We start from the raw sequence: 12,673 nt of genomic DNA on the forward strand, positions 1-12,673 counted from the left end.
CGATGGATGATCAGTGAGCGGCGATCTCTTCGGCGCCGTCGTGGTGGGTGGTGGTGGACCGGCCGTGGTCCGAGGGCCTGGGCCGGATGCGGTTGCCGGCCACGGTGACGACCGCGCAGGCGATGAGCGACACCGCGATGAAGTACAGGCCGCTGTCGAAGTTTCCGGTCGCGTCGCGCAGCCAGCCCACGATGTACGGCGCCATGAAGCTGCCGACGTTGCCGAGCATCGTGGTCAGGGCGATGCCGACCGACATGGCGACCGGGCCCGACAGGTGCGCGACCGGAATCTGCCAGATCAGGAAGAGGGCGGCGTAGATGCCGGAGGTGAGCAGGATCGTGCCGAGCAGGGTCGGCCACAGACCGGAGGTGGTGACCGCCACCACGGTGCCGACCGCCGCCAGCAGCGCCCCCGAGGCCACGTGCCACACGCGCTCGTTGCGCCGGTCCGAGCTGGAGACCCACACGAGGGCGACGAGCGTCGCGGGGACGTAGACGAAGCCCGACAGCAGCCCGGTCTGGATCAGGCTCAGCTTCGAGCCGGCGTGCTCGGCGAAGCCCGCGACGATCAGCGGCAGGAACGAGGTGATGGCGACGAAGCCGACCCACAGGAGGCTGACGCCCAGCGCGAGGGTGACCAGGCGCGCGTCGCGGATGTGGTGGAGGATGTCACGCGCGCGGATCTTCGGCTTCTCCACGGACTCCTCCGCCGAGGTGACCCGCAGCAGAGCCGTCCGCTCCTCCTCCGACAGCCAGGTGGCGGTCGCCGGGGAGTCGGTGAGGAACTTCAGCAGCACCAGGCCGATGACGACCGTGGGGGCTCCCTCCAGAAGGAACATCCACCGCCATCCGGCCAGGTCGGCCAGGCCGTCGGCGTACTGCATGATGAACGCGGAGAGCGGGGTGCCGAGAATCGCGTAGAACGGCAGACAGACCAGCGCGGTGATCCGCCCGCGCATCCGCGGCGGAAACCAGATCGTCAGGTACAAGAACATTCCGGGGAGCATCCCCGCCTCGACGGCGCCCAGGACGATCCGGACGACGATCAGGCTCGTCTCGCCCTGGACCAGGCTCGTCAGCATGGCGACGATCCCCCAGGACATCGTGAGGAGACCGAGCCAGCGCCGCGGGCCCAGCCGGTTGAGCGCCAGATTGCTGGGGATCTGGAGGGCGATGTAGCCCGCGGAGAAGATCCCGGTGGCGAAGCCGAAGGAGGCGGCGCTGATGCCGAGATCCGAGTTCATCGTGAGTGCGGCCGTGCCGAGGTTGACCCGGTCCAGATAGCCCGCTGTGTACAGGAGGAGGATCAGCGGGGCCAGCCGTCTGGCGGCCTTTCTGACGGCCTGGCGCTCGATCACGGAGGAGTCGTTCACTGTGGATCTCTTTCGGTTGCGCAGAGGTGGCGAGGCGCCATCACAGTCCGAGGAAGGCACGGGCGTTGGAGATGAGTGCCTCGGCGTCCGGTCCGTGGGTGGTGGCGAAGCGGACCGGGTCCCGCTGGGCCATGTCGAAGGGATAGTCGCTGCCGCAGACGACCCCGGCCTTGGAGGCGTGCGCGGTCAACAGCCGCAGGAGCTCGGGATCGTGGGTGACGGTGTCGAAGAAGAGCTCGCCGAACACCTCGTCCGGCGGCCGGGTCGAGTGGCGGCGCACATCGGCCCGGGTGTGCCAGCCGTGCGTCCAGCGGCCGAGCAGCCCCGGCGCGCATCCCCCGCCGTGGACGAAGCAGATCCTCAGCCGTGGCAGCCGCTCCTTGACGCCCCCCAGGATCAGTGAGGCGACGGCGGTGGCGCTCTCGACCGGGTTGCCGATGAGGTTGGCGAGGTAGTGGTCCGTCCACTCGGGCCGTGGGAGCTGCATCGGGTGGACGAGCACGGCGAGGCCGAGGTCCTCGGCGTCGGTCAGGATGCCGCGCAGCGGGTCCTGGTCCAGGGACCGGCCGCCGAGCAGGGGCGGTATCGCCACTCCGGCCATGCCGTCGGTCCGCGCCAGCCGCTCGAGCTGGTCGCGGGCCCGCTCGGGGTCGTCGAGGCTGACCAGCCCGAGCCCCACCAGCCTGCCGCCGGCCTCGGAGACCACGGCGGAGAGCGCGTCGTTGAACGCCGCCACATACGAGGCCGCCCCGGCCGTGCCCTGGACCGGGAAGGCGAACGGCGGCGCGGACAGGACCCGCACGCCCACGCCCGCGGCGCGCATGTCCGCGAGGATCGCGGGAATGTCGCTCATCGCCCGCGTCGGGATGGACAGCGGGATGTCCCCGAGACAGAGTTCGCCGTCGCGGTCCCGCATCGGCCCGTACGGGGCGCCCGGGGGAAGGTCGAACAGTTCGGCGGGCAGCCAGTGGGAGTGGACGTCGATCACCCCATCGGCGAGCGGAGCGCTGATCATGCCTGGCCCTCCTGCCGCTGGTCCGAGCCGTCGCCGTGGATGTCCAGGGGCGGGTTGGCGCTGTCGAGGTGTTCGACGGTGGTGAACACCAGCTCGCCCTCGCCGATGTTCTCGATGTCGTGCAGCAGGTATTCGCCCGGGCCGAAGGTGAAGTGGCGGGTCTCCCCGGCGGAGTAGGAGACCTCACGGACGGTTCCGTCGTGGGTGTGCTGGCGGCTGCTTCCCGCGTTCACCGCGGTCCAGAAGTAGTCGAGGACATGCCGGTGGGCGTGCCAGCGCTCGCCGGGGGCGAGCCGGATCTCCCACACGCGCACCCGTGCTGTCTCGCTCAGCAGCCGTGAGCCGACCCGGCCGTCGTGGGAGTGGGTCTCGAACTCTTCCCGCAGGGCCGGTGACCATCGGTCGAACCCGGTGGCGACGAGCTTGCCCGCCAGGGGCAGGTCGGTGAGAAAACTGTTGTCGGTCATCGTTCCTCCGTCTTTCATCAGGGGGTCTCGGTGTACGTCGGGTGGTGTCAGAGCCCGGGGCCGTAGAGGCCGAACCGCAGGCTGGGGTCGCCGGGTGTCCAGGTGTTGGCGAACTGGGACCGATTCCCCATGTCGACCACCCGGTCGAGCAGTCGGGCGCTGAGTTCCAGCTGGGCCGGCTCCCAGGCGCGCAGCGCGGCGCCGATGTCACCCGCCGCCTTTTCGAGCGCGGCGCTCAGCGCCCAGGCGTCGGCCGCCGCCTTCGCGGTGCCCGCCGCCGCGTGCGGTCGAGCGGCGCAGGCCGCGTCCCCGATCAGGGCCACCCGGCCCTTGGCCATCCGGGACGCGCGTACGTCGGTGACGACCTGGACGTACGGAGTGGCCGTCGACGTCACGACCTCGGCCGCCGCGGGGGACAGCATCCGGCGCGCGGCCTGCCGCATCTCGTCGACGTAACGGTCCTGGACGTGGGCCGGATGCACCGACACCGTGCCGGGGATGCCCCGTTTGTCGATCCGCAGCTCGGACAGGTCCGGGCCCTCGGGCACATTTCTGTACCAGACGTAGTTCATGAGCCGGTCCTGCGGGCCGGTCCCGCCGTCGCCGGGGATCGGGTAGAGCGTGATGTGCGAATGGGGCACCACGGTGTAGCTGATGGAGTTCCGAAGCAGCTCACGGGTGTCCTCGGACAGCTCCCGCTCCGGCACCGTGCCGCGCCATCCGATGTAGCCCGAGTACCGCAGAGCCGCGGCCGGATCGAGGCGCTCGCGGCCCACCGAGGTGATCCCGTCGGCGAAGACCACCAGGTCCGCGGACACCTCGCGGCCGCTCACAAAGCGGACGGTGACCCGGTGTTCGTCCTGGTCGAAGCCGCAGGCGAACTCGCCCAGGTGGTAGTGGTCCGTCCCGAAGTCGCCGAGCAGGGCCCGGTAGAACGTGCCCCAGGACGTATAGCTCCACCGCGTCCGCTCGCGGTGGACGACGGAGTTGTCGGTGTCCAGGTACTGCACCCAGTCGGTGCTGGTGCTCAGGTCCTCGGGGTGCTGCTCGCTGCGCTCGGTGAACCAGCGCAGGGTGTCCGGCTGGAGCACGATGCCACTGCCCCGGCCGTCGAGGGCGTTGGGGGTCCGCTCGAAGACATCGACCGAGAAGCCGAGGTCGCGCAGCAGCAGCGCGGTGGTCAGCCCGCCGATCGACCCGCCGATGACCGCCGCGGTGGCGCCGTCGTAGGCGTTCATGAATGCATCTCCTTGACTGTGGCCGGTCCGGCCGGCGCCTGCGCCTGCTCCGGACCGGGGTGAACGGGATCGCGTGGCAGGTCCGCCCCGCGGGTCTCGGGCGCGTAGACCAGCCCCACGGCCCCTATCAGGCCGACCGCCGCGACGCAGGTGGTGGCCATCCCCAGATCCCCGCCGAACCAGGAGGCCGCGATGACCCCGGCCACCAGCGGGCCCGCCGCGGTGATCAGACGGCCGACGCTGTTGCACAGCGCCATACCGGTCGCCCGCACACTGGGCGGGAAGAGCTCGGGGCCATAGACGAACGTCCCGGACAACGCCCCGAACAGGCCGAATCCGACGACCGGAAGGGCGGCCAGAAACTCGCCGTAGCCGTGGTGGAAGGGGAAGAGGTAGGCGACGCCCAGGGTGGACACCGCGAAGCTGACGGCGAACGCCTTGCGCCGCCCGACCGCGTCGGCGAGGAACCCCCATGAGGCGTAGCCGACGACGCCGCCCGCGTTGAACAGCATCGACGCGACCGCGACATGGCTGTTGGCGGTCCCCGTGGACAGGTCGTCGGCGGCGGCGATCTGACGGATGATCTGGGGGTACCAGGTCGACACGCTCCAGAAGGAGACCAGCGAGCCGGTGGCCAGCGCCGTACCGACGAGTGTCCGGCTCAGGAAGGGCGGGGCGAGCAGCCGGCGCAGCACGAACCGGTCCTCCGGGGCGGTCTGGCCCCGAGCCTTCCGTGTCCTGCGCGCCGCGATGACATCCTTGATCTCCGGGGGATCGGGGACATACCGGCGAATGAACCAGACCAGGAGGGCGGGGACCACGGCGATGCCCAGCATCGGACGCCAGCCGTGGTCGCCGAGCAGCTCGTACGCGAGCGCGGCGATGAAGAACCCGGCGGCGTAGCCGGACATCATCACACCGCAGGCACGCGCCCGGTAGCGGTTGTTCCACGCCTCGGCCACCAGCGCGGCCCCCACGGGCGCCTCGACGCCCGAGCCGAGTCCGGCGATGAACCGCAGCACGCCGAGCTGCCACCAGGTGTCGGTCACCGCCGCCAGCGCGGTGAACACCGCGTAGGTGACCACGCCGACGGACAGCACCCGGACCCGTCCGAAGTAGTCGGCCAGGACGCCGAACAGGATCCCGCCGACCGCCCAGCCGGTGAGGAACAGGGCCACCGTCAGCCCGCCGTACAGCCCGATCCCGCTCGCGTCGGCCTGGATGCCGCTGTTCGGGAGCAACTCGGTCATGGCCGGGCCGAGGACCAGGGCGTAGAGGCTTCCGGAGAAGCCGTCCAGGGCCCAGCCCAGCGTCGTCCCCAGCAGGACGAGCCATTGCATCCGGGTGATCTCCGTACGCCGACCCCGGTCGGGGCTGCCGCCGGTCACTGATTTCGACATGTGCGGGTCCTTCGCTGTACGTGGCGGAAGAGGTGGTGTGTCAGAACCAGTGGGGGGTGAGGCCATGTGTGCGGTGGTCAGTTGAGGCGGCCGGGCTCGGCGCTCCCGTACCAGTCGACGTCGTCGGCGGCGGTGCGCACCACGACGGTCTTGACCCAGGTGAAGTCGTCGAAGGACTCCTGGCCGGCGTCCCGGCCGGTGCCGGACTCTTTGACCCCACCCCACGGAAGGGACGGCTCCAGCCGGTGGTGGTCGTTCACCCACACCATTCCGGCGACGACCCGGTCCGCGACGCGGTGGCCGCGCGCGATGTCCCGGGTCCAGACGCCGGCGCCGAGACCGAACCGGTTGTCGTTCGCCATCGCGACCGCGTCGTCCTCGTCGTCGAAGGGCACGACGACCGCGACGGGGCCGAAGATCTCCTCCTTCGCGACGGTCATCGACATGGTGGCGTCGGCCAGGACGGTGGGCCGCAGGTAGTAGCCGCCGGCGAGCTCGGCGGGCAGCTCGGGAACACCCCCGCCGGCGGTGACGCGGACGCCTTCCTCGACACCGGTGGCGATCAGCCGCAGCACCTTCTCGCGCTGGACCTCGCTGATCAACGGGCCGAGCTGGGTACCCGGCCGCGCGGGATCCCCGATCCGGATCGCCGAGGCCCGGGCGCTGAGCGCCTCGACGAACGCGTCGTAGACGCCCCGCTGGACGAGGAAACGCGAGCCGGCGACACAGGACTGCCCGGCCGCCACGAAGGCCGCGAACGCCGCTCCCTCGGCGGCCACCCGCGGATCGATGTCGTCGAAGACGACGATCGGGGTCTTGCCGCCGAGCTCGGCCGTGACGCGGGCGAACCGGGCCGCGGTGGCCACCGCGGCCGCCCGTCCCGCCTCGGTCCCCCCGGTCAGGGTGATCTTGGCGATGTCCGGATGCCCGGTCAGCCGCTCACCCACCTCCCGCCCGCCGGTCACCACGGTGACGACCCCCTCCGGCAGCCCGGCGTCCCGCAGGATGCCGACCAGCGCGAGCGTGGTCAGCGGAGTCAGCTCGGAGGGCTTGACCACCACCGTGTTCCCGGTGGCCAGCGCAGCGGACAGGCTGCGGGCCAGAATCAGCAGCGGGTGGTTGAACGGGGTGATGATGCCGCACACTCCGAGCGGCGAACGGCGCTGGTAGGTGAGGTACGGGCCGTCTCCCGGCAGCACCGCGTCCCGCTGGGCGGCCAGCAGCCCCGCGTTGTAGCGGAACCACTCCGGAACACGCGAGAGCTGGGCCCTGGTCTCGCTGATGGGACGGCCGTTGTTCCGCGTCTCCGTCTGGAACAACACCTCGCTGTTCGCCTCGATCGCGTCGGCGCACCGCAGCAGGTGCCTGGCTCGTTCGCTGCGCGGCAGGCGTGGCCACGGGCCGGACTCGAAGGCGGCCCTGGCCGCCCTCACCGCCTCGTCCACCTCCGCCGCCGTGTTGTCCGCGACGGTGCGGATCACCTGGCCGGTGGCCGGGTTGACGATGGCTCGGTCGCGCCGGGGAGCGGCGGCGCTCGGCGTCGGGGCAGGGGTGTGGGAGAGCAAGCTGCTCGTCTCCTTCGAGGTGCGGGCTTCGAACGAAGCGGGACTGCTGGTCCGTCCGGTGCGGCGGGCACGGCGGGGCAGCCGCGCGACGCGCGGAGTAGGGGTGCGTAACCGGGGCCGGTGCTGCTGTTCACCGAACTGCGATCGAGTATTGGCCGAGGCAAAACGCATTTCTATGTTCGGTCCGACATAGTCAGCGCATTTCTATGTCGGCTGAAACATTCCCCCGTCATGCGGCCCCCGGAGCCCCGGTGAACCCCGCGATCAGGGCATCTGCTGCTCGGTCCAGATGCATTTCCCGGCGGAGGTGTAGCGGGTGCCCCAGCGCTGGGAGAGGGCCGCCACCAGCTGGAGCCCGCGTCCGCCCTCGTCGGTGTCCGAGGCGTGGCGGATCCGGGGGGTGGTCAGACTGGCGTCGGAGACCTCGCAGATCAGCTTCTCGCTCCGCAGCAGACGCAGCCCGATGGGGCCCTTCGCATGCCGGATGGCGTTTCCGACCAGCTCACTGACCAGCAGCTCGGCGGTTGTGGTGAGCGCGGCGAGATCCCAGCGGGCCAGCTGGTCCCGGACGTGGTCGCGGGCCTCGCGCGCGGCGATCGGCCCCTCGGGCAGCAACCAGGTCGTGATGTCCTCGGAGGTGATCGCATGGGTGCGGGCGATCAGCAGCGCGGCGTCGTCGTCCGTGAGCTGTTTGTCCGGCAGCAGCTCGGCGAGCACGTCGTCGCACAGATGCTCCAGCGATTCGTCCTGTCCGCCGGGCCCGAGGCCGGACCTGGACACCGCTCCGGACAGCGCCCTCGCCAGATGGGTCATCCCGTGGTCGATGTCGCGGGTGCCGGCCTCCACCAGACCGTCGGTGTACAGCACCAGCAGGCTCCCCTCCGGGAGGCTGATCTCGCTGGTCTCGAACGGTGGCCGGGCGGCGCCCAGCGGTGGGTCGGGGGAGTAGTCCGGAAACCGCACGGGCTGTCCCGGGCGCACGATGGCCGGTGGCGGATGTCCGGCGCAGGCGAAGGTGCAGGTGGCGGGCGCGGGGTCGTACACGGCATACAGGCAGGTGGCGTAGAAGCTCTCCCCGAGGTCGCTGACCAGGTCGTTGAGGCGGGTGAGCAGTTCGGCGGGCGGGAACTCCAGATCGGCCAGCGTGTGCACGGCGGTGCGCAGCCGCCCCATGGTGGCCGCCTCCGGCAGGCCGTGCCCCATCACATCCCCGATGACCAGGGCCACCCGGGCCCCGGACAGGGGGATCACGTCGTACCAGTCGCCGCCGACGTCGATGCCCTCACTGGCGGGCAGATAGCGCGCGGCGGTCTCCACGGAGCGCAGTGAGGGGAGCGCCCGCGGCAGCAGTCCCCGCTGGAGCTCCTTGGCGCGGTTGTGCTCGGTGTCGTACAGCCGGGCGCGCTCGATGGCCTGTCCCAGCAGCCCGCTGAGCGTGGTGAGCAGACCCCGCTCCTCTCCGTTGAGGTGGCGCCGTTCGGCGAAGGAGATGACGCAGCAGCCGATGCAGCGGCCGGAGACGATCAGCGGCAGAAAGGCCCAGGAGGCCTTGTCGGCGGCGGCGGGGAGCTGGGACATCAGGGGATAGCGGGCGATGTACTCCTCGACCGAGCCGATGAACGCGGGTTTCCCGCTGTGGTACACCTCCGCGACCGGGGAAATGGCGGCGACGGGGGATCCGTCGATCCGGTCGAGAAATGCCTGGGGGTATCCGACGGCCCCGGCGATGCGTATCGCCTGGCCCTCGATGAGCTGGATGACCAGACCCGAGGCGCCGAACGGCGGCAGCAGCCGCTCCGCGATGGCCGCCACCACATCGCGCATGGTCAGGGCCTGTGCGAGGGCGGTGGTCAGCTCGGTGATCCGGGCGGTGCGCGCGGCCGCGGACCGTTCTGCCGCGGCGCGTTCCGCCTCCCGGGCCTGGCTTTCGGTGACGTCGGCGGCGTAGACCGTCAGCCCGTCCGGCACCGGGACCAGCCGCATCTGGTACCAGCGCTGGTTGGTGGGCCAGCGCATCTTGAAGTTGGCCGGGACGCCGCTGTCGACGGCCTGTCGGCAGCGGGTCTGGAGGCCCGGCTCGGCGAGATCGACGCGCAGACCCGCGAAGGCGTCCCACAGGGTGCGGCCGAGCAGCGAGCGCGAGGCGCCCAGCAGCCGCTCCGCCTCCGCGTTGACGAACGTGATGCGCCACGCCCTGTCCAACGCGAAAAACGCGTCGCCCATGTGCCACAGCGCCCGGCTCACCGAGTCCGGCGCGGCGGGGGTCAGTCCGCCGCCACGCGGCGCGAGCCACGCGGCGAGCGCTTCGACGGCCGCGCGCTGCCGCGGCGTGGGCCCCTCGGCGGTGGCCGCCAGCACGGACAGCGCGCCCACCGTCCCCTCGGGGGCGATCAGGGGAACGGCCAGCAGCCCACCGCCACCGGGCAGCGCCACACCGGTGCGATCCTCGACGGTGCGGCAGGGCTCCCAGATCGGCACCCCGCGGGCCACCGCGCGGGCCGGGGCGGTGGGGCCCGTCTCGTCGATCTCCCTCCACTGCCGGGCGGCCGTGCGGAGCAGCCCGTGCACCGCCGCCAGCAGCAGCCCACGGCCACCGGGGTTGCGCAGATGGACCATGCCGCCAAGGCCACCGGACTCGGTCACCGCGTGGTCGAGGGTGAAGCCCAGCAGGTCGGTGCCGGTCAGACGGTCGCCCGCTGTGGTGATCACGCGCAGTCTGGCAGCGGCCGCGTCCACGCGGGCCCGCTTGGACATTCGCTCACCTCCGCCGGGAGCGAGGGAGGTAGTTGTTCTTGATAGTTCTTATTTTTGCAATATATGGCGGCAAGGGGGCGTGCCGCGGGCAGGGACCGGCGTCATCCGCGGGCGACCAGGCGCATCGCCGGGGGCCGTGCCGATCTCCTGGACGATGAGGTGGAGCGGGAGCGGCCGGGTCGGGCCGGCTCCAGACGCCAGCGTGCCGCGATGGTGGAGAGGGCGAGAACACCCTCGATGGTGCCGAACTTGTCGCCGATGCATTTGCGTGCTCCGCCACCGAAGGAGAGGAACGCGCCCCGGGGAGGCTTCCGGCCGGTGTCCAACCATCGGTCGGGGAGGAAGAGATCCGGCTGCGGATAGACGTCGGGGCGTCGGTGGACGACCTGACCCGAGTAGGCGACGACGCTTCCGGCGGCGAGACGGAGCCCGGCGACTTCGGTGTCCTCCGTGGTCACCCGGGTGACGAGCCAATCCGACGGGAAGTGGCGCATCGCCTCCGTGAAGATCCTCCCGGTCAGGGGCAGGGCGGGCAGATCGTCCCAGGTGGCGCATCGGCCACCGAGCACCTCGTCCACCTCGGAGTGGAGGCGTTTTTCGATGTCGGGGTGTTGCGCCAGGCTGTGGAATGCCCAGCTGAGGGTGTTGGGGACGGTACCGGTGCCGGCGAGAACCATCGTCACGACCTCGGCGAAGATCTCCGCGTCGGTGAGCCCGCTGCCGTCGTCGTCGCGTGCGGACAGCAGCATGGACATCAGATCGCCGTGGTCGGTGTCACTGGCACGGTATCGCCGGGCCATGGTGTACACGGCGGAACGGAGTTCTTCGGTGGTGCGGGTGAAGTGGCGTTTGCCGGGGGTCGGTACCCCCTTGAGCGCCGCGTCCCACAGGAGCCGCCAGCTCAGCTTGGAGGTGATCAGCTCGGCGTAGGGGATGAGCGCCGCGATCGCCGGGCCGCTGAAGTCCGCGGTGAAGATCGTCCTGCTCAGGACTCTGGTGGCGAGCCCCGTCAACTCGTTGCGCAGATCGAGGACCTGACCGTCGGCCCAGGAGCTCGTCGTCTCGTCGATCTGCCGGGTCATCACCGTGGCGTACAGCGGGAGCCGGGTGTGATGGAACGCCGGCTGCACCAGCCTGCGCCGACGGCGGTGGATGGCGTACGGACACGAGGCGAGACCGTCGCCGATCAGGTCGCGCAGCCTGTCGTACAGCGGCCCGCCCTTGTCGAAGCACCGGTCCGAGGCCAGGAGGCGGTGGACGAGTTCGGGGTGGCAGACCACATGGACCGGCCACGGCCCCATCCTGATCTTCACCAGGTCCCCTTGGTCCGGAAGGGAAGCCAAGAAGTCCAGCGGCTTGAACAGCAGTTGCGCGGCATGTCCCAGCAGCGGAACCCCGCCCCGCGCGGACGCCACCGAGAAATCCCCGACCGGTGTTTTCGGCCCCGGCTGGTGTCGGCTGTCGTCGGTCATGACGTCACCGCCGCCGCTCGACCAGCCGTACCGGAAGGTAGCGCGGGGGCGGGGCGACCGCCCCCGCGTGGGGGCGGACGCGCGCGTCGGGGAGGCACTCCAGGCGCCACCGGCTCGCGATCGTGGCCACGACGAGCTTGAGCTGGGCCATGCCGAGGACATCTCCGACGCACTTGCGCGCGCCACCGCCGAACGCCTTGAAGGCGCCGCGCTGGGTGGCCGAATCGCACTCCGGGCGCCAGCGGTCGGGATCGAAGGCCCTGGGGTCTTCGAAGAGGTCGTCGCGGCGGTGCGGGATGAGGGGGACGACGAGAACGGTGGCTCCGGCCGGCAGGTCCCGTCCGGCCAGCCGGACTTCCCTGGTGGTCTTGCGGAAGATAGTCCAGGCGGGCGCGTACAGGCGCAGTGTCTCGGTGATCACTCGGCCGGTGAAGGCCAGGTCGGGAAGGTCCGTCCAGCGAGCAGGGCGCCCGCCCAGCACGGCGTCGACCTCGCGGTGGAGCCGGTGCTCGGCCGCCCGGTGCTCGGCCAGCAGATAGAAGACGGAGGTCAGCACGGTGGCCGGGCTGTGACTGCCGGCCGCCAGCATGATGATGGCCTGGTTGCGGACCTCGGTGTCGTCCAGCCGCTCACCGTCCTCGTCCCGGGCGGCGAGCAGCGCCGACAGCATGTCCTTCCCTGTTTCACCGGCCCGCCGATAGTCCGTGACGATTCGGTCCACGGTGCCGCGGAGCTGATGGGCGGCCCAGCGCCGGCGCCCCTCCGCCGGGCCGGGCCGGCTGATCAGCCGCGCCACCCCATGGCGCGGTGTGACTCCGCCGGTCATCGCGAGGAACAGGCGGTGCACCTCGTCCATCGTCGCGTCGTCCACCCGGTCGGAGAACAACATGCGGATCACGGATCGCAGGGTGAAGGTGTACAGCACGGGAAAGAGGTCGAACGTCTGCCCCTCGCGCCATGAGTCCGGCAGTGCCGCGGCGTCGGCCTCCACCACCGGGGCGTACTCATCGAGCCGGTCGTGGTGGAACGCGGGCTGGATGAGGCGGCGCTGTCTGCGATGGCCGTGGTGCGTGGCCGTGGCCACGCACTCTCCGAAGAGTTCGAAGAACTGATCCTGAAGCGCGCCGCCACGGTCGAAGGTGCGGTCGTCCGTCAGGACCTGTCGCACCAGCTCGGGGTGGCAGGGCACATAGACCCGCTCGCGGCCGAGTCTGATCTCGACCAGGTCGCCGATGTCCGGCAGCGACTCCAGGAAACGAAGGGGGCGCCGCCGCAGCTGTCGCGCGTGGCCCAGCAGAGGAAGCGCTCCGGGCGCGAGGCCGGTGGTGAAGGTCTTCGACATGGTCGTTCTCTGTTCTTTCTGTTCTCGGAGTCGGGCGCGGAGTGGTCA

Annotated in this window: 9 protein-coding genes; all 9 read right to left on the bottom strand. The window is 70.9% G+C overall.

What is annotated here, in order from left to right:
* Window positions 1–10 precede the first annotated feature (10 nt).
* The 9 genes from ABTY62_RS24575 to ABTY62_RS24615 all read right to left on the bottom strand — a co-directional run bounded on the left by ABTY62_RS24575 (window position 11) and on the right by ABTY62_RS24615 (window position 12,625).
* Window positions 11–1,372, bottom strand: a complete 1,362-nt coding sequence (locus ABTY62_RS24575; RefSeq protein WP_352131587.1) for an MFS transporter — start codon at window positions 1,370–1,372, stop codon at window positions 11–13.
* Window positions 1,373–1,412: 40 nt separating this feature from the next.
* Complete coding sequence (locus ABTY62_RS24580) at window positions 1,413–2,387, bottom strand: amidohydrolase family protein (RefSeq protein WP_352131588.1); 975 nt, start codon at window positions 2,385–2,387, stop codon at window positions 1,413–1,415.
* Entirely contained in the window at window positions 2,384–2,854 is a 471-nt protein-coding gene (locus ABTY62_RS24585; protein ID WP_352131589.1) for a cupin domain-containing protein, read from the bottom strand. Before ABTY62_RS24585 ends, ABTY62_RS24580 begins: the two co-directional genes overlap by 4 nt.
* A 47-nt stretch (window positions 2,855–2,901) precedes the next feature.
* Window positions 2,902–4,092: an FAD binding domain-containing protein gene (locus tag ABTY62_RS24590; protein ID WP_352131590.1), complete on the bottom strand. Its 1,191-nt coding sequence runs from the start codon at window positions 4,090–4,092 to the stop codon at window positions 2,902–2,904.
* The gene (locus tag ABTY62_RS24595) at window positions 4,089–5,492 is read right to left on the bottom strand and encodes an MFS transporter (protein ID WP_352131591.1); all 1,404 of its coding nucleotides are present in this window, start codon (window positions 5,490–5,492) and stop codon (window positions 4,089–4,091) included. Before ABTY62_RS24595 ends, ABTY62_RS24590 begins: the two co-directional genes overlap by 4 nt.
* A gap of 77 nt (window positions 5,493–5,569) precedes the next feature.
* The gene (locus ABTY62_RS24600; protein WP_352131592.1) at window positions 5,570–7,057 is read right to left on the bottom strand and encodes an aldehyde dehydrogenase; all 1,488 of its coding nucleotides are present in this window, start codon (window positions 7,055–7,057) and stop codon (window positions 5,570–5,572) included.
* A gap of 264 nt (window positions 7,058–7,321) precedes the next feature.
* Window positions 7,322–9,811: a SpoIIE family protein phosphatase gene (locus ABTY62_RS24605; RefSeq protein ID WP_352131593.1), complete on the bottom strand. Its 2,490-nt coding sequence runs from the start codon at window positions 9,809–9,811 to the stop codon at window positions 7,322–7,324.
* 101 nt (window positions 9,812–9,912) lie between these two features.
* On the bottom strand, window positions 9,913–11,283 hold the full coding sequence (locus ABTY62_RS24610; RefSeq protein ID WP_352131594.1) for a cytochrome P450: 1,371 nt from the start codon (window positions 11,281–11,283) through the stop codon (window positions 9,913–9,915).
* A gap of 4 nt (window positions 11,284–11,287) precedes the next feature.
* Window positions 11,288–12,625 carry a cytochrome P450 gene (locus ABTY62_RS24615; protein ID WP_352131595.1) on the bottom strand — a complete coding sequence of 446 codons (1,338 nt, stop codon included), beginning with the start codon at window positions 12,623–12,625 and terminating at the stop codon, window positions 11,288–11,290.
* Window positions 12,626–12,673 lie beyond the last annotated feature (48 nt).

It is taken from the genome of Streptomyces sp. NPDC097640, from assembly GCF_040302705.1.
Classification (GTDB): Bacteria; Actinomycetota; Actinomycetes; order Streptomycetales; family Streptomycetaceae; genus Streptomyces.